The following is an 18,729-nucleotide window of genomic DNA, read 5'->3' on the forward strand; positions in this document are numbered from 1 at the left end:
AGGGAGCCTTATATGGAAACCAGAAAAATACCCAAAACAGACCTGAATCTGTCCGCCATCGCATTCGGTTCCTTTGCTTCGGGTGGCTGGGCGCCGTCAGAGAAAAAAGCCGCGACTGAAGCCATCCGCGCCAGTTACCAGATGGGCATCACCACCTTCGACACGGCCCCGATTTACGGTCTTGGCGAAACAGAAACGGTCATCGGCGAAGCCCTGAAACCTTTTCCCCGCGACAAGATCCAGATCATGACCAAATTCGGGTTGCGGTGGATTTACCAGAAAGGCACCTACTTCCGCTCATTCATCAATTTTGACGGCAAAAAAGTGGACATCTACCGCTATGCGTCGAAAGAAAGCGTCATCGAGGAATGCGAAAACAGCCTCAAGCGGCTGAATATGGATTACATCGACCTGTACCAGCTCCACTGGCCGGACGAGACCACGCCGATGGAAGAAACCTTCGAAGGCATCCAGCGGCTGGTCGAGCAGGGGAAAGTCCGCTACGTCGGCGTATCCAACCTGACACCGGAACAGCTCGACAAGGTGGAACACACTTTCCCTGTCGTTTCTATCCAGATGCCGTATAACATGCTCGACAGGAAGATCGAGGAAGAAATCATTCCCTACTGCATCGAACACGACACGGCCCTGATCGCTTACCGGCCACTGGGCGCAGGTCTTCTGACCGGAAAAATGTCGCCCGACATCGATTTCAGCCGGCACGATACGCGTCGCGGCCATCCGAATTTCACGCCTGAAAACATCAGGAAAGCCAACAAATTCGTCGACTCCTTAAGACCGATCGCACAAGCCAATAAAGTATCGGTACCCCAGCTCGTCCTGTCCTGGACGTTAAACCGTCCCGGCATAACCTGCGTTTTGACCGGTGCGATGAATTCGGCACAAGCGATCGAAAACGCCAAGGCGGCCAACATCAAGCTGTCCAAAAAGGATACGAATGCCATCAATACCGCCCTGCTCGAGTCCGGTTTTTAAACAGGATTTCCTGTAAAAGGACAAAACGCCGGAAACATGTTTCCGGCGTTTTTCTTTTCATAATCCGGCTTATTTGTCCCTTGTTTGACCGATCCGGAAAACGGCAAGCGTAAAACCGGTACACTTTTCGTTATCGAACGCTTTTCTGAATGGAACGGTTTTCATCGGAAATGTCCGGATATCCTTGCAGAACAGCAATTTGCCCTTCATGCATCCAGAAAGGAAGAGGATATGGAATACCGAAAAATTCCGGGAACCGATATGAAGCTTTCCGTCGTCGTATTCGGTTCATGGGCCAATGGAGGCTGGAGCGCATCGGAAAGAACCGATGCCGTCCGTGCGGTACAGGCCAGTTACCGGGCCGGTGTAACCTCTTTCGACACCGCTCCCCTCTATGGACTGGGTGACGCCGAAACGATTATCGGCGAAGCGATCGAATGCCTTCCACGCGACAAAATCCAGATCCTGACCAAGTTCGGGCTGAGATGGGACATAAACGGAGGAATCCCCTTTTCAAGCATGACAAACGCCGCAGGCAATCCGGTCGACATCGTGCGCCATGCCGGACGCGACAGCGTCATCGCCGAATGCGAAGGCAGCTTAAAACGCCTGAAAACCGATTACATCGACCTCTACCAGCTTCACTGGCCCGATGATGCCACCCCGATGGACGAAACCTTCGAAGCCGTGCAAATGCTGATCGATCAGGGAAAAGTCCGTTACGCAGGCGTGTCCAATTACAGCGGAGGCCAGATGGCCGAAGCGGAAAAACATATCCACATCGTCTCCAACCAGATTCCCTACTCCATGATCAACCGGGGCGTCGAAAAGGAAACCGTCCGATACTGCCTTGACCATAAAAAGGCCGTTCTTGCCTACCGTCCGCTTGAATCGGGACTCTTGACCGGAACGATCAATCCCGGAACTATCTTCCCGAAAGGTGACTTCCGGCGCGACAGTGCCAGCTTCACCGATGAAAACATCCGGCGCGTCGATAACTTCGTCCTGCAACTGAAACCGCTGGCTGAAGACAGGAAAATCACGATCGCCCAGCTCGTCTTGCGCTGGACAATCCAGCGCACCGGCATCACCGCTGTTCTGGCCGGAGCCAAAACACCGGAGCAGGCGATTGAAAACGCCAAAGCGGGAGACTTCACCCTGACGAAAAAAGAAATGGGGTACATCGAGAGCGTTTTGCCACCTGTATAAAGCTGAAACCGCCTGATCAATTGAAAAAGCCGTCCTCTTCCATACGGATCAGGACGGCTTTTTTGAATCAGCAGGCTTCCATCATCAATCGGGCGAAACTACTTTGCCCGTCAGAAACAACCGGATTCACGCCAGCCACTTCAAGCCGGCGATGCCCCCCAGAATCATCAGAAGAAATAGAATTCTTGGCCATGAAAGCGGTTCGTTGAACAGGAAAATACCCAGAACGACCGTACCGACAATGCCGATTCCCGTCCACACGGCATAAGCCGTTCCGACAGGAAGCGTTTTCATGCAATGGGCAAGCAGGAGGAAACTGGCCGTCATGGCAATCAGCGTACCGACCGAAGGCCACAAACGGGTAAAACCTTCCGTGTATTTGAGACCCAGAGCCCAGGCTGTCTCGAAGAGACCGGCGATGATCAAAAGGAACCAGACCATTGAAAATCCTTTCAGAAAAACAAGGGTCGTCCCTTTAAAAAGAAGGCAAGACGACCGGGGCCGTCCCCGGTCATTGATTACTATACCGTTTCAGAGGAAAACTGGCAAATCGGAAAAAGCGGCCAATTTTTGCAGGAACGAACCCGTTTCTTTCATCAGACCAGATTGGCCGGATATCGTTCCACATAAAATCAATTGATGCCTCTGCTGATTTTCCAGTACGCCACCCGTTCGTTCAGGATCTATCTAAAAGCCTTTCGATTGGCGTGGCGAGCACCTAGGGAAGTCGTGTATAAACGCCACGCGTATTGACGATTCCGTTCAAAAACCATTGACAATCTCCCCGTACGGACGAAACCAGCACCTGTGTTTTACGGATGGAATAATTCCCGACACGAATATCGAATTCCACGGAACGGGCCAAATTTCTCGGTTGGCCGGGATGGCGTTGCCGCCGCGGGTTGTTCATGCCCGGATTGTCATATACCTTGATATTCCAGTTCAGGCCATAATGCGCAATCAGCTGTTCAGCTTCCTTATTAGTCGGGTTCTTGGGCCAGGTACTGTTCCAGTTAGGGTCGTCCACGGCATTGGAAAACCGGTTTCGCCAGAAGTCAGCCGTATTATTCGCGCCAAGAGCCTGATCGACCGGTCCCGTGGAAGCCCCCCTTTGAATCCAGCTCCCATTGACCAGATCCCAGAAAGTAATCGTTTCCCACCAGGAGAATGCCGGGGAATCGACACGACGTGCAAAGAGTCCACCGCTCACCCGTGCGGGAACAACCAGTTCAAGGGTATGACCGAGAATCGGTCCATTCCGCACATTTGGATGAACGTTCAAAACGGGTTCTCGTATGGTCATGGTTTGAGGCATATCGTTCTCCTGAAAGCGGCATTCATTGACTGTTGAACGAAATATAAAATACCTTTTTCGACAATCACATGACACCGATAACGTATTGACTTCGCAGCATCTTTTCCGTGTTCTCCTTTTGGGAGATTCAAATTATCGTTTGGCTCTTAAAAAGCGACGGAACAGGAAAAGTGGCCTTTTCTTTACTGTTTTCAGTGCCTGCAGGTAACAACTGAATGAATTGATTTGAAACAAGGCCTCTTTGCCGCCAGTCTTTAAATTGTCTTTACGAGCTTCGAAAAAAACCGTCACAAACAGATATGAACGACAGGAAACAAAACCGGAACCGGATTTTTTTCAAGAGGTCTAAAAACTGCTATCCCGACATACTGCCAGCAAAACAGATAACCGACTTCACGTCCCTTTTCACGAGAAAGGGAAAAGTGAATACACCCGGACAACGCATAGCTGCTTTTCCGGATAAAAGCAGCCAGGAGAAAAAAATGACTTACCGCTTGAGAAACCTTGCGCCCTGGGGGCGAAACTTCGACGAATACACCCACATGTTCGGATTGTGCGATACCGAACTGAACGGGAAAATCGCCGGATTTGCGGATGGCCCTGCCAGTTTCAACGCCGAATGTTGCCAGCAGGGCGGACAGGTCGTCTCATTCGACCCGGTTTACCGTTATCCGGTCGAAAAGCTTGAATTGTGCCTTCAGGAAGCGAAACGCCTGATGTTCGAGGATATCTGCAAGAACACACCACTGGACGGATCGATCGCGGCCAGAAACATCGACGAACTCGAAAAACATCATATGGAGGCTACCCGGAGTTTCCTGGACGATTATGAAAAGGGAAAAACCGAAGGGCGCTACATCGACCATGAATTGCCATTCAAAATCCCTTTTCCGGACGATTCATTCGATCTGGGGCTCTCGTCGCATTTTCTGATGCTGTATCCCGGACTGGGCATCAACTTCCATTTGCAGGCGCTGGAAGAAATGCTCCGTATCTGTCAGGAAATCCGCGTGTTTCCGACCGTGGACAAAACCGGAAAACCATGCGGACTGACCGACAGGCTGATCGGTCACTTTTGTGAGGATTACAAGGTCACCCTGAAAAAAACGGCATGCCATTACATGAACGGAGCCCATGAAATGCTCGTCATTGGCAGAAAAGACGTGGACACTTCCCCCGTTTTGCACTGACTGTTTTTCCATGCCCGTTTACTTGTGACGCCACCGCCAATCGGACAGACAGTCGTCCCGATTGGCATGGCACGGCTCTTTCCAAACACGGCATCGGAAAAAACGAACGCAATCAAACCGGCTATCCGCCGATCACTACCGTGGGACATCCCGCCACAATCGTGCCGCCATGCGCCGTCGTATCGCCCATCCGGGCGGCAGGCTTGCCTCCGATAAGCACCGTTGACGAACCCGTTATGATAAGGTCGAAAGGCCCGACACAAACTGCCATATCGCCCACTCGCGCCGCAGGCATCCCACCGATCAACACCGTCGGGCATCCCGGCGGAAGAACCGGGCCTCCAACATGCGGGATGGGCGGCAATCCCGGCGTTTGCATGGGACAGGTATGCATATCTCCGACTCTGGCAGCGGGTTGCATGAGTTTTCTCCTCCATAAAAACGAAAAAACGGTAAATCAGTTAATCTTGACCAGGCCGCCATGAATATCCAGCATTCCATCGCTGACGATCTCCCCTTTTGCCTTGGCCCTGACAGACACGTTCACCGCGCTCTGCGACATTGAATTTTGCGCTTTCATGTCGACATTCATGGCGGAAATGGACATGTTTTTTGATGTTTTCAGATTCAGCGTTCCTGCCTCGATCGTCAGATTGCCCGTCACCCGCAAGGTGTAATCCCCGTTGACCTGAATCACCACATTACCGGCGTGTTCGCATTCTTCACCGCCCGTTCTGACATGACGCTGTCCTCTCACCTCAAGTACATCGTCTCCGGGTTTCACCGGCAACAACCCATCCCGTTCCAGAATCAGTTTTCCATCCTCTCCATCGGAAATGACGACCGTGCGTGCATTGACTTCACATACGAGCGTTTTATTCGCCTTCAGGCAAATCCGGTCTTCCTTTTCTTCAATCGGCATTATTCTCTCCCGTCATATTGAAAGATCAGCTTGTCTTCAGACTGTAACATGCCATTTTCCGGAAACGGTATTTTTTATGGCCGCAAAACCTGAAAAATCCCGTTCCCATCCATATTCACAAGAATTAAAAAACGGAGGATACCGTTTGACCGGTATCCCCGCATCCTTCTGCCAGAAATCGCTAGATCTTGATTTCGTTGTTCTGAACCAGTTGATTCAGCAATTCCTGGGCATGATTGGCCGAGTTATCACCCAGATGAACGCCATTCATGGTGATCGTCGCCACATTGTGGAAATCCGCGCCACCTTCGTGACCGTTCACATCGATAGACAGTTTCACCGTGACCGATCCGTCATCATTCTGTTTGATATCTTCGAACTGGAGATATCCTCCGCTGATCAGGTCAGATGCGCCACCGGAGAGCTTGTCCGCTCCGGTCAACAGATCCTTCAGATCCAGAATGTCGGCATTGCCGTCTTTCGCCACATCACCGACATGGAAATCCGTAATGGAATCGCCATGCGTTTTTCCTTCCAGATCGCCGGCATTGTACTTGAAGGTATCATTGCCGCTGCCCCCCGTCAGGATATTGTCGCCGTGTCCGCCAATCAGGGTATCGTTACCCGAGCCGCCGAAGAGGATATCGTTGCCGTCACCGCCGACAAGCGTGTCATGTCCGGCACCCCCGATCAGGACATCATCCCCGCTTCCGCCATAAAGAAGGTCTCCGCCATTTCCGTGACCGCTTCCTTCGAGATGGCCTTCAGCCCAGTTGGCAAAGTCATTCAAATCATGTGCATTCATGTTATGGAGAGCATCTCCCAGCACTCCGATATTCTGGCCAAGCTCGTGTCCGGCCGAAAAATCGAGATGATCCATACTAGCCACACCATGATCACCCAGATAATTCGCAATATCCGTCAGGGAATCATGCGAACCGTCAGCGATCAGGATATCGTTGCCGCCCTGCCCGTAAAGGATATCGTTGCCTGCTCCACCGATCAGCGCATCGGCCATGCCATTATCAACCGGCCCGAAAGCACTGTCCGGCCTGTCAAACAGATCAGAATGTTCCTTGATGTATTTGAACAGATCGGCGTTTGTCAGGTTCTTGACATCGACATTCAACAAACCGGCCACCTGAGCCTTCAGGCTTTCCAGATCGGCGTCACCGAATATGATATCGTCCCCGGCACCACCAGCAATCAGGTCGGAACCCGGTGCATACGTCACCGGTTTTGGAATCACCGAACCGATATCCAGCGATGAGTTGATGTCATCAGTTGACCCAACCTGCGTCACATTACCCTGACCAAACAGGTTGTCCATACCGGAAGACAGCGAAGCCATCAAAAAGGCGGTATAACCATCATAATTCCCCCTGTCCGGCAGTTCCATTGGACTTCCCGGCTCCTCTGGGATCTTTCCGCCACAAGTCAAAAAGGTATCTTTGATGAAATCACTGATCATCTGGTCATCGTAAAGCCGCTTCCCGCTTTCATCTACAATACCTTTAAGCGCGTTGGTTATCTTGTTGGCAGACTCATTAGGAGAATCAGGATCATATCCCCTCAAACCGCTAAACAATGATATCAGCTCCTGTGCAAACGGCTGCTTGCTGGGATCCAGCGGATATTTATTCCCGAGCTCTTCCAGAATATCCTTATACTGCTTCTGATAAGAGTTGATGATCGCTATCGCTTCAACGTCAACGCCACTTCCAAGAATCTTGTCGACATAATCTTGTGCCTTTCCCGTGTTCAATATTTCGGTACCGTTGGCATCAGTAACGAAAATCACCTTGTTATAAATGCCATCGCCTTTTGCCTGGGAATCAGCCCATTCAGAAGCATTTCCAAGAGGTAATTCGAAGTTTGTATCTCCATGCTTGAAGTCATCAAGCATTTTGTAAATATCATCTGCAGTTTTTCCGGCCCAGTCACTGACCGACAAATTGTATTCTTTAGGAGTATCCCCTCCCCCAGAAAAAATCGACAAGGTTACATTGACCGTAGTATGCGGATCGGCATCTGCAACATTCATTTGTTCGAATAGCTTGTCCAGCGCATCAGCGACGACTTTAAGCCTCGACACATCACTACCCGGATCCATACCGTCCTTCATGGAAGCGGATACATCCACAACAAGATAAATGTTGTTGACAACATCCTGTACCGCCCCAACCGTCGTGTTACCGGCGAAATCCCCGACCAGTACGTCATTGACGTCATGACCGTTTTTGTCGCCCTGGACAACGTTGTTCGTGCTATCCCTGATCTCGTCTTCCGTCGCTCCCGCCGGCTGGGATGGGCCGCCTGAATCGGCCACCCCGATATGGATATGTCCGGTGCTCTTGTCCCCGTCCCCATCGGTAATCGTGACTTCGATTGGAGGCAGGTTATTCGACAAGCCATTGTCCGGCGTATAGGTGAAATCGCCCGTGTCCGGATCAAGGCTGACCTTTCCGTCAGGCAGATTGAACTGCAAGTTTCCGCCATCGACAGCGCCACCCTGACCGCCTTCGAATGTCCATTCATGAGTCGTACCATTATAGGTGGCCGTTACGTCACCAACAGTGATACTCTGACCGCCACTGGAATCCGCTCCGAAACCCAGATCGTCAATCGTTCCCGAAACCGAATGATCGCCGACACTACCAGACACCGTTGTGTCTGGCGCAATGGTCGGGATATCATCCTTGACGTCGACCTTGATTTCCACTTCAAAAACATTTCCCTTATCGTCCTTCACTTCAACGCGAATTTTGTCAGCATCCTCTGCCATGTTCGCACCCTGACCGTCCTTTTGGTCAAATGCGCCGTTTAATGTGTACGTCCAGCCGCCTTCTCCATTGGATGCCACGGTACCGTGTTCACCTTGTGTAATCACCCTGGTAATGGTGAAGCCATCCACCACGACCAATGCACTTTCACTGTGATCGGCAGAACTGGTCAAACCATGCTCGTTCACTGACAGATGCTGGTCAACCGTAATTTCGTTCGTTGCGCCATGAACATTGACAATAATGTCGCTCTGGTCATAAGCGCCATGTTCGTCAGTAACCCGGACAGTAAATCCCAGTTTCTTTACATCATCAGGCCCCAGTATTTTGACATCATTGCTGTCATTATCGATCGTGAAGGTATATGTGCCATCCGGGTTGATTTTCAAGGTACCGTATTCGGTCGTTATCGTATCGGTTTCCTTGCCGTTTTCATTGACCAGTGAATATTTCAGGCTGGCGCCACGATCCGCGTCATCCCCTTTGACCTTGCCACTGTCAGTTGGTGTATCGGAATTGACTCCCTTTTCATAAACGTCCAGAACATTGTCGCTGGTCACTTCGTTATTACCATCCACAAACGACAGTTTCGGCGCATCATTGGCACCTTCGACCGTCACGCCGATCATGTGATTGCCCTGCGCGCCGTGGCCATCTGTCGCCGTCACAGTGAAACTGAACTGGAATTTTTCACCCTGGGCAAGATGTTGTGCCTTGTCCGTATCCAGAGTGAACGTATAGTCGCCCGTAACGGTATTCAACCTTAATTCACCGTAATTCGTTTTCAGAATCTGGATATCCGGATTGTCGGAATCCATTTGCTGGCCAATGACCTTCACGGTTTCCTGCGTCCCCGCAACGGCACTCCCGCTGACATTGACATGCACTTCACCATTGGCGTCGATACCTTTCAAGGTCGCGCTAAGAGTCACGTCTCCTTCGTTATCCACATCCGAGAAAGGAACCTTGCCAGTGGCAGTCAAGCGGTCATGCTGGGTCAGGACACCACCGTTGTCCTTGCCGTCACCGGTCGTTTCATTGTTGCCATTGTAAACGCCGTCTTCCTTGACATGAATGGTTGAATACCTGACGACAGGTGCATCGTTCGTGCCTTCAATATGAACGCCGATCGGTACATCAAGCTTGCCGCCGTGACCGTCACTGATCGAGACGTTGAAATTCATATCGATGAAATTGACGTCACTTTCCGGATTGTCCGGATCGTACTGGGACAGGCCGTTGACAGCCCCGTCATTCAGGTCGAAATGATACGTATAGGTTACTGTACCATCTTCATTGTTGCCCGGAGTCACCGTCAGCGTACCGTACTCGGTCACCAGCGTCATGACACCCGTATCGGAATTGGTGACCACTTCCGATACCGGATTTCCGGCTGCATCGACAATCGACGCCGTCAGTTTGTCTCCGGCATCGACATCCCTGACGGTAAACGATTTTTCATCCGTCAGGATACCCGGTACTTTAGACTGGTTTATCCCGTCGGCATGCGTACCGTCCGTTGCAGGGTCCCCTTTGGAAGCCTGCCCGGATTCCTTCAGGTTCAAATCCGGCGCCGTATCGCCCCCCGGAGTCGGCACCAGAACCGGCGCATCATTCGTTCCCGTGATGACGACCGTGATGGTTTCGGTACTGGTGGAACCATGGGCGTCTGTCGTCGTGACTTCGAATGTTTCCGTCTGCGTTTGTTTGTCGCCGAGTTTCTGCACGGCGTCGCTATCGTTATTCAGCTCATAGGAATAGGACCCGTCCGGATTCAGGGTCAGTTTGCCGTAATCTGTTTCAAACGACGCGGCACTGTTACCACTTTCCGCTCCGATGACGCCATCTGTTGCCGTACCGGTCGTACCGTCTTTTCCCGCGACGGACAGGGTTTGATGACCGCCGTCAGCATCGTCATCTTTCACGTTCCATTTACCGGCCACTGACCCACTGACGTCTTCAGTGACGCCATTGCCGTTTTCGCCCCAGTTCATCGACAATTCAGGCAAATCGTTCGTGCCGTTGACAGTCACGGTAATATCCTGCGAAACCATGCCGCCACGGCCGTCCGAGACCATGATGGTGAACGTTTCGGTAATGGAATCACCCTGTGAAAGCCCCTGCGCCAGACCGTCTTTCAATTCATAAACATAATTCCCGTTTTCATCGATAGTCAGGGTTCCGTACTTTCCTTCCGCGCTGCCTGCACCGTTTCCTTCCGAACCTGCGGACTTGACGCTATACGAGAGCGGATCGCCATTCGGATCGGTCGCGACAATTTTTCCGGTATCCACCAGCTTGCCCGCGTATTCTGCATTCGGGCCGCTGCCGGGAATGGACGCATCATCTCCCTTGACGCCTGATTCTCTAACTCCCAAAGACACAGTGGACGCGTCCAGATCGATAACCGGCAAACCGATGACCTCTTCATTATCCGGCGTCAGCAAAAAGCGGTCGCCACCCGTATATTCCCGATTTTCCGTGCCGGGATTCGCAAAGGTATTCGTTGCAAATCCGGGAGTGACGTCGCCCCGTGCGGCATCCTGATTGACCACGACGAAAGTATGGCCGCCCTGTCCCGTATCACCGGCCAGTCCGGCATCAGCTCCGGCAGCAGTCGCTTCGGCGATCTGCGTCGGGTCCATACCTGCTGCGATCATGGCCTGGATGTCGGCAACGCTCTGTCCTTCAGCTACCTGTGCCTTTGCACCAGTCGGGTCGATCACGGCTTCGCTCAATATCAGCGTGTCATGACTGCCGACTGTCGCAAAATTGCCGTTATTAAACACAATGTGAACGGTTCCGCCTGCCGAAGCCTGAACGTTGTCGTTCAACTCGACAGCATCCCCTACCCGCAATTCACGGACACTGCCTTTCGCGTCAGTTACCGTTACCTTGCCGATCAAGCCTCTTACTATACCGATTGCCATGATGTCACCTCGTCAGATCCGTTTTTCCGGCCTTTTTTCCTGCCGCCGGAAGAACCGTTTATTTTCAGAAAACCGCGCAAAAACTGTCCAGATTCCCACTTATGTTTCCAATAATAAACTTTCTTTAAAGCAATCGAATATTGTCCTTTAGTACTATTTTTGTTTAAAAATTTTTATGCCATAATAAACATTGCGTTTAAATATGATCATTGCTTGAAAATGGTTCCACAGTGTTGGTTCAGGCTATTTTTTCAGGTGTTGGGGCAGAAAACAGGCTGGAAACCGGAAAGGATTTCCGGCTTTTTTTATGGAAAATCCGAGAGATGTGGTTTTTATTATCCAAAACCAGTGAAACACATCAAAAACACCATGTCTTGTGAAGGGATATGCCTGCAAACGCGTATTATTTTTGTTGTTTCCTGACAATAAACCTGCAAGCATTCAGGAAAAAGACACCGCAATGACAGGCATAAAAAAAGACATTCTTTATGAATGCCTTTTTTAACGGAACTGACAAACGCCTTACATCTTGAGCGCGTGATTGTCCATCAGCTGCTGCATCAGGTGATCCGCCTGATCCTGAGCGTTCATGCCACCAATGCCATGAACGCCTTTCATGTCGATCGTGGCAAGAGCGACGCTACCGTGTTCGCTACCGGCAGCACCGTCCTGATCGATGGACAGCCTGACCTTAGCCGTTCCTTTTTCCTCGTCATGGCTCATGACTTCCACTTGCAGGAAACCACCCGAGAACAGGTCGCTGCCATCCGCTTTCGCTCCTGAACCCAGCAACAGGTCTCCGATATCCAGCACGTCGGCATTGGGGTCCGTCGCCTGATCGCCCAAATGGAAATCGGCAATATGGTCACCATTGACGACACCATCCAGATCCCCTTGATGATACTGGAACGTATCATGACCGGACCCGCCGGCCAGAACGTCATCACCCTTGCCGCCAACGAGAATGTCGTCACCGGAACCGCCGAGGAGAATGTCGTTTCCTTCACCGCCATGCAGGACATCGTTACCCCCCATGCCGATCAGGACATCGTTACCTGCACCGCCCAGCAGAACGTCATTGCCGTCGTTATGGTGTTCCATCGTTTCAAGACCGTCCGAGAGACCTTTCAACTGTTCCGGACTCATTGCGTGAATGGTGTTCAATACCGATTCCGAAGAACTGTCCGAATGAACCAGACCGGCCAGTGCATCGACTGTCGTGCCACTGCCGTCACCGACCATCAGGTCGTGCCCGGCTTCACCATACAGGACGTCGTTGCCGTGCGAACCGGTCAGCATATCGTGTCCTGCCGTACCGTGTTCAACCGTATCGGCAGCGGCAATCATGCCGTCCACCGTGTCGGTATGCGGATTTCCATCCAGAGGCTGATGCGCCAGATCATCCGTGACATGCCCTGCTCCGGTTTCCGACATCGCAGACAACATCATCGGATCGAAAGATACGCTCCCTGGAACGTTTACCGGCAAAACTTCCACAGTAGCATTGCCGCCACTTACCGAGATATCGAAAATAATGGTGGTCGATGCCCCTTTCTCATCCGTTGCCGTAACGGTAAAGCCATGCTGTCCGAACGGGACACCTTCCTTGCCTGCAATCGTCAGAACACCATTTGTAATGGAAGCGTCATACCCGTCCGGCAAGGAATTTTTGTCCACCTGAAAAGTCATCGTATCCTTTTCGGCATCCGTAAATGTCTCATTCAGATCGATCCTGACTTCGGTCTGTTCTATCGTGACAGTCGTTTCCAGTGCACCACTTACTTGCACATTACCGTGCCAGTCGAAATTTCCCTGAACCAGAATATGGGGACCTGAACCGGGATGAAAACTGCCCTTTTCAATGATCATGTCGCCTGTGACATAAAAGAGTCCGCCAAAAGCGTCATGCTGTCCGCCACTGTTATTGAAATGTGCGCCATTGCCGATCACACAATCCCCGTCCACAATAACGGTCTTGCCCTCGGGAATATTGAAAGAACCATCAAATACAAAATTCCCTTTTGCATTGTCAATGACAATGACATCCGGGCAATTTTCACCCTCAATCAGTTTCAGATAATCCGCCAGAGTGCTGACTTTTTCAGATCCCCTGATCGCCTCTTCATAACTGACACCGCCATTATGATCCTTGAAGATGGAATGGTTTCCATGATCGCCTTCATACCTGTCTACACCGTTGATGGAGGCACTGGTTCCGTCATTAGTCAGGCCACCGGCGACAATACGATTCCCGCCCGTCGGTACCGTGATCGTTTCCGTCGAAACCGTCACGTCAGCCGAGGCATCCCCGGCAACCGGAGCATGATTTTCCGGAACCGGTGGTGTTGAGGACGGATCGATCACAATAGTACCTGTCGCTGTATCGCCATCGTGATCTTTCACGGACAATTCGATTTCAAGCGGCTTGTCTTCATAATCCGGTGCCGGCTTGAATGTGTAATCAAAGTGACCGTCTTTTCCACCGGTCAGCGTCAACGTGCCAGCCACAACATCCAGCGGTGCCAATTCCCCGTTCGATCCCGCCTTGAAAACAAAATCAATACCATCGACCCTGACATGAATACCTGTATCCGTAAAACTGTCCGAAGCGCCGTCGGCACCGTAATCGATCGTCAGAGCTCCTTCGAAAACCGTCGATCCATCCACACCGGCAACCGCATTGTTGTCCCCTGCACTGATTTGCGGAACGTCGTCGATGATATCGACCTTGACCGTCACATTCTGAATCTGCCCGTCGGGCCCCTTGACCTGGATCGTTATCGTATCGGCACCGGAAGCCGTGCCAGCGGTATTCTGATCCGGAGCATGGTCATAAGCCTTTTCAAGCCGGTATTCCCACTGTCCTTCCCCATTCCGGACGAGCTTGCCGTACATGCCTTCGCCATAATGTCCATCGGCCGATTCGACGATTTCATAACCGTCCGCCAGCTTCAACACGGCCACCTCCGAACCGTCCACGGGATTGTTCAGCCCGGCTTCATTGACGACAAGGGAAGCATCCACCGGATCGACAGACGGTGCCGATTCATTGCCGTTTACGGTTATGTGAATATCCTTGATATCGAAAGCATTGTGCGAATCCTTCACACCGATATGAAAAACCTCGTCAGTCAGCACACCGTCCTTGCCGAGACCCTGGACAAGTTCCCAGGCACCTTCAGGGCCTTCACCCTTGCCGTAAAGCCGGTAAGTATAATCACCGGTGTCCGGATCGATCGTCAAAACGCCATACTTGCCCTCCAGTTGCGTCACCGGTTTGTAGTTCTCGAACCGGTTGGAAGCGAAGTTGTCGGTTCTTCCGTCGTAATCCCCCGGATTATTGCCGTTCATCGTCGGATTGGTGATGATATGGAAGGTATGGGTATCATTGATATCGTCATCCGCCACGGAGAGAATGTTATCCCCGAGAAGATTGCCGTGCACATCGGAACCGGCCGTTACGCCAAGCGGTGTGTCACTGACCGTCAATTCGGGCCGGTCGTTCCTTCCCGTGATATTGATTGTGAAGTCATGCGAGGAAGAGGCGCCATGTTCATCGGTTACGGTCACATTGAAATTCAGCGAATGCGAATCGCCGAGATTCATTCCGTCGATCATCGGATTGCCATCTTTGACATCGAAGTAATACTTTCCGGTATTGACGTCGAGATAAAAATCCCCCACATCGAAATGGAAAACCTTGTACGTACCCGCAGGCAGTTCAGTGTAGTGGTCAGACCCCTTGTCGGCATGTTCTGCCAATACTTTCGGCGCGGTCAGCGTCAGATCGTCCACCCCGGTTGGCTTGAGACCATTCCCCTGATTTCCCTGTTCCAGCGCATCCTTGTTGGGACCTGAGGTCGTTCCGTTGACGAAATCAGCCGAAAAAGTCAGGGTACTGCCCCGGTCATCATCGCTGGCACCGAAACTGCCGCTTACCACATCGGAATGGTCTGAAACACGGTTAGTGTTGCCGTCATTTCCACGCCAGCGTCCCTGCTCGGCCGCTTCCACTTCCCATTTGCCGTCCGCACCGATTGAAGGCTGTTCAATGCCGAGATAATCGTTGTGTTCAAGCTGGACGAAAGAAGGAGCGTCATTGGCTCCTTCAACCGTCACATGCACAGCGAAATCACTATGGCCCTGGGCATTATGTTCGTCTGTTGCTGTGACACGAAAATCGATAATGAACTTTTCACCGGCAGCAAGATGATCTGCTGCTTCGCCATTCAGGGTAAACGTATAATTTCCGGTGACAGTATCGAGTTCAAGCGTCCCGTAATTCGTTTGGATGACTTCAATCGTGTGTTCTTTTCCATCGACCGTTTTGGTGTAGGAATCCCTGTTTTCAATGACAATCTTTTCGGTTGCACCTGTTCCATTATCCGGAGTCAGGGTGTCACCTTTGAAAACCGCCGCTGTCGTTTCCGACACGACTTTTTTGCCGTCGGAAAGATCCGCTGACAATTTGATTACGGAACCGTCATCCGGATCAGAAAAAGGCACTTTTCCTTCGACAACAGTACGATGGTACTGCTCGTTCATATTCCCGTTGTTCTTGCCATCGCCAGACGTATCCTGATTGCCGTCATACACGCCTTCTTCCTTGACGTGAACCTGAGTACCATTAACTTTGGGGCCATCGTTCGTGCCTTCGATCGTGACATTCACTTCCTGCGTAACAAAAGCACCACTACTGTCGGATACCTTAATGTAAAAATCCAGTGGCACCTCTTCACCCTGCGCCAGATTGTTGGCTTTGCCATTGTCATTCAAGACAAACTGGTAATCGTAGGTGACCGAACCATCCCCGTTAACAGTCGGAGTCACTGTCAGGGTGCCGTAATCAGTCACCAGCGTGATAACACCCGTTTCCTGATTGGTAATGACCCCTTCCACTGGATTACCGTGTTCATCGGTCAACGTGGCCTTCAGTTTGTCGCCACCGTCCGGATCTTTTACCGTGAATGAATCTCCGTCAGACTTGATACCCGGCACTTTCGTCTGGTTTTCCCCTTCTGCCCATCCCTTGTCAGGTACTCCTTCGCCTTTGGCTGCCTGACCGGACTCCTTGACAACCAGTCCATCTGCGTCTTCAGGAGGGGTTACGATTTCTGGTGCCCGGTTTCCGTGAATGTTGACGGAAACATTCTTTTCATCATATGCGCCATGTTCATCCGTTACACGAACGTTGAATTCATCAGTCAGGTCCCCCGTCGAAGCACCCGGCTTGAGCGTATACTCATATTCACCGGTATCGGGATTGATCCTGACGGTACCGTAGGACGTTTCGATCTCCGTGACCGGATTGCCGTTACCATCGACGCCGAAGCTGTAGCTCAATTTCGCCCCGTGATCGGCATCCGAACCGGTGACTTTTCCTTCGACAACTTCTCCCTGGTAAGCGTCAATTGCATCCGGTCTGGACAATACCGGTGCATCGTTCGATCCTTCAACCGTGACGCGAACGGTATGATTGCCAATGGCTCCGGACAAGTCGGTCACCGTTGAGGTAAAGCCCAGATTCAGGAATTCGCCCTGTGCCAGATTGTTGGCCGGGCTGCCTTCAGCCGTATTCAGTTCAAACGTATATTCACCTGTTGCCGTGTTCAGGGTGAATGTCCCGTAATTCGTCACAATGGTCTGGATACCGTTTTCCGTCGTGTTCGACAAGACTTCAACCGGAACGGAAACCTTATTTCCTTCCGCGTCCGTTACGACACTGCCTCCGGTCGAGGCTGTTTCGAGATTTTTTTCCCCTCCCTTGATATCGACGGAATAAGTCAGATTGTCTCCGGCATCCACATCACCGGCTTTCTGGCTCAAATCGCCGTGAACGACAAAACGGTGATGGTTGTCGCCGACGAAACCGTCATTTCCGCCGATGCCTGACGTACCGGCTCCTTCTTCCTTGACATGGACACTGTCGAATTTAATTGAAGGGGCATCATTCGTCCCGTCAATTTTGACATGAACATCTTCCGATACAGTGCCTCCACGCCCGTCACTGACTTCGACCTTGTATTCATAATCTGCGGACTGTCCTTCATTCAGGCTGTTGGCGTTGTCGTTCAGTTCGAAACTGTAGTCGTAGGTAACCGACCCGTCAGGATTGACTGTCGGCGTTACCGTCAGGGTTCCGTACTCGGTTTCCAGTGTCATGACACCCGTATCCGGGTCGGTAACGACTCCTTCAACCGGATTGCCCGATCCATCAACCAGTCTGGCCGACAATTCATCGCCATCGGCATCGCCGACGGTAAAGGAACCGCCCGCTTTCGGCGTTCCGGCAATGGCATGATTATGGTCACCGAGTGCCCAGCCCGGCTTGCCACCCTGTTCAACCGTGCCGACACCGGCCTCTTTCAGATTCAGCGTGTCGCCATGACGATCGATAATGGTTGGCGCATTATTGGCGGCTTCTTCGCCTGCTGTATCCGGATTGATGAAAAAGCGCGGTTCAGCGGTTTGCGCAGCCGCCGTATCAAGCGGACTGGCGGAGGTATCCGTTCCGAATCCCGGCGTGACTTCAGCACTCGCCCCTTCCTGATTGACGACGACGAACGAGTGCGAACCGGAATGTCCCGGATCACCTGCCGTGCCTGCATCGGCACCCGCTGCAGTCGCTTCGGCGATCTGTGTCGGGTCCATACCCGCTGCGATCATGGCCTGAATGTCTTCAACGCTCTGTCCGGCAGCCTCTGCTGTCCGGGTATTACCTGTCGGATCGAGAACGGACTGGTCGAGAACCAGCTTGTCGTTGCTTCCGACAGTTGCAAAACCGCCATTGTCGAACTGGATAAGAACAGTGGAACCAGCGGATGACTGGATGGTTTCATTCAGTTCAACTGCGTCGCCGACGCGCAAGACACGGGTATTTCCTCTGGAGTCTGTTGCGGTGGTCGTCCCTACCAGCGCCCTGACAATTCCGATAGCCATTTAATTACCTTTTTGTGTGAAGGATTTTGTTTGGGACCGGTCAAGCTGAAAAACGTCCTGAATTTTGATATTTCCCAAACAACATTATTCTGATATTACTTAGAATAAATGTTTCACCTGCACAAAACCATTGTCCAAAGGTACTAATTTCCCCAAAAAAATTGGAAAATGGAAAATCTTTTTAAACTCATCAAATATTCATTAATTCCATTCAAAATCGCTTAATTTACATCAAAACGAATAATTTCCTCACGGAAATCAGTTTCTGCAATTCAACATTTCAGGCAAAATGTCATTTCCCTGAAGAAATACCATTCTCCAGTAAGCTCCTGCTGCCGCAGCAGATAAAAAACCGTGATGCAAACGATGGCCGAACGATACGATGCGGAAAAGTCCATCCGGACGGGATCAGGAAAGCAATAAAAAAGGGAATACGATAAACGTA

Annotated in this window: 10 protein-coding genes; 3 read left to right on the top strand and 7 right to left on the bottom strand. The window is 51.4% G+C overall.

Annotation, left to right across the window (positions count from 1 at the left end; genetic code table 11):
• The first annotated feature begins 12 nt into the window (after window positions 1-12).
• Window positions 13-996 carry an aldo/keto reductase gene (locus tag BRW83_RS09275; RefSeq protein ID WP_005879831.1) on the top strand — a complete coding sequence of 328 codons (984 nt, stop codon included), beginning with the start codon at window positions 13-15 and terminating at the stop codon, window positions 994-996.
• 69 nt (window positions 997-1,065) lie between these two features.
• Here the strand turns inward: BRW83_RS09275 and BRW83_RS11795 are convergent, their stop codons facing one another.
• On the bottom strand, window positions 1,066-1,206 hold the full coding sequence (locus BRW83_RS11795; RefSeq protein ID WP_155811800.1) for a hypothetical protein: 141 nt from the start codon (window positions 1,204-1,206) through the stop codon (window positions 1,066-1,068).
• Between the two features lie 21 nt (window positions 1,207-1,227).
• Between BRW83_RS11795 and BRW83_RS09280 the strand changes: the two genes are divergently transcribed.
• Window positions 1,228-2,205 (top strand): aldo/keto reductase, encoded by a 978-nt coding sequence (locus BRW83_RS09280; RefSeq protein ID WP_005879829.1) that lies wholly within the window; start codon window positions 1,228-1,230, stop codon window positions 2,203-2,205.
• Window positions 2,206-2,331: 126 nt separating this feature from the next.
• Here the strand turns inward: BRW83_RS09280 and sugE are convergent, their stop codons facing one another.
• Complete coding sequence (gene sugE / locus BRW83_RS09285) at window positions 2,332-2,646, bottom strand: quaternary ammonium compound efflux SMR transporter SugE (RefSeq protein WP_036602631.1); 315 nt, start codon at window positions 2,644-2,646, stop codon at window positions 2,332-2,334.
• A 277-nt stretch (window positions 2,647-2,923) separates the two neighbouring features.
• The gene (locus BRW83_RS09290) at window positions 2,924-3,520 is read right to left on the bottom strand and encodes a hypothetical protein (protein ID WP_005879825.1); all 597 of its coding nucleotides are present in this window, start codon (window positions 3,518-3,520) and stop codon (window positions 2,924-2,926) included.
• A gap of 482 nt (window positions 3,521-4,002) precedes the next feature.
• Here BRW83_RS09290 and BRW83_RS09295 point away from each other — a divergent pair, with 482 nt between their 5' ends.
• Window positions 4,003-4,710: a class I SAM-dependent methyltransferase gene (locus tag BRW83_RS09295; RefSeq protein WP_005879823.1), complete on the top strand. Its 708-nt coding sequence runs from the start codon at window positions 4,003-4,005 to the stop codon at window positions 4,708-4,710.
• Between the two features lie 121 nt (window positions 4,711-4,831).
• On the opposite strand, the gene BRW83_RS09300 is transcribed toward BRW83_RS09295, so the two are convergent.
• The 4 genes from BRW83_RS09300 to BRW83_RS09315 all read right to left on the bottom strand — a co-directional run bounded on the left by BRW83_RS09300 (window position 4,832) and on the right by BRW83_RS09315 (window position 18,284).
• Window positions 4,832-5,131, bottom strand: a complete 300-nt coding sequence (locus BRW83_RS09300) for a PAAR domain-containing protein (RefSeq protein ID WP_005879822.1) — start codon at window positions 5,129-5,131, stop codon at window positions 4,832-4,834.
• A gap of 36 nt (window positions 5,132-5,167) precedes the next feature.
• Window positions 5,168-5,632: a hypothetical protein gene (locus BRW83_RS09305; RefSeq protein ID WP_005879821.1), complete on the bottom strand. Its 465-nt coding sequence runs from the start codon at window positions 5,630-5,632 to the stop codon at window positions 5,168-5,170.
• A gap of 181 nt (window positions 5,633-5,813) precedes the next feature.
• Complete coding sequence (locus tag BRW83_RS09310) at window positions 5,814-11,345, bottom strand: retention module-containing protein (RefSeq protein WP_086131809.1); 5,532 nt, start codon at window positions 11,343-11,345, stop codon at window positions 5,814-5,816.
• A 522-nt stretch (window positions 11,346-11,867) separates the two neighbouring features.
• A complete protein-coding gene (locus tag BRW83_RS09315) occupies window positions 11,868-18,284 on the bottom strand; it encodes a retention module-containing protein (protein WP_005879818.1) in 6,417 nt (2,138 codons plus the stop codon).
• Window positions 18,285-18,729: the final 445 nt, after the last annotated feature.

The sequence above is a fragment of the Oxalobacter formigenes genome, assembly GCF_002127965.1.
Taxonomy (GTDB): Bacteria; Pseudomonadota; Gammaproteobacteria; order Burkholderiales; family Burkholderiaceae_D; genus Oxalobacter; species Oxalobacter formigenes.

Excerpts from the sequence above, each read along its gene's own strand:
- BRW83_RS09310 (WP_086131809.1), bottom strand. The coding sequence starts at position 11,345 with ATGGCAATCGGTATAGTAAGAGGCTTGATCGGCAAGGTAACGGTAACT.
- BRW83_RS09280 (WP_005879829.1), top strand. The coding sequence starts at position 1,228 with ATGGAATACCGAAAAATTCCGGGAACCGATATGAAGCTTTCCGTCGTC.
- BRW83_RS09295 (WP_005879823.1), top strand. The coding sequence starts at position 4,003 with ATGACTTACCGCTTGAGAAACCTTGCGCCCTGGGGGCGAAACTTCGAC.
- BRW83_RS11795 (WP_155811800.1), bottom strand. The coding sequence starts at position 1,206 with ATGAAGGGCAAATTGCTGTTCTGCAAGGATATCCGGACATTTCCGATG.
- BRW83_RS09315 (WP_005879818.1), bottom strand. The coding sequence starts at position 18,284 with ATGGCTATCGGAATTGTCAGGGCGCTGGTAGGGACGACCACCGCAACA.
- BRW83_RS09290 (WP_005879825.1), bottom strand. The coding sequence starts at position 3,520 with ATGCCTCAAACCATGACCATACGAGAACCCGTTTTGAACGTTCATCCA.
- BRW83_RS09305 (WP_005879821.1), bottom strand. The coding sequence starts at position 5,632 with ATGCCGATTGAAGAAAAGGAAGACCGGATTTGCCTGAAGGCGAATAAA.
- BRW83_RS09275 (WP_005879831.1), top strand. The coding sequence starts at position 13 with ATGGAAACCAGAAAAATACCCAAAACAGACCTGAATCTGTCCGCCATC.
- sugE (WP_036602631.1), bottom strand. The coding sequence starts at position 2,646 with ATGGTCTGGTTCCTTTTGATCATCGCCGGTCTCTTCGAGACAGCCTGG.
- BRW83_RS09300 (WP_005879822.1), bottom strand. The coding sequence starts at position 5,131 with ATGCAACCCGCTGCCAGAGTCGGAGATATGCATACCTGTCCCATGCAA.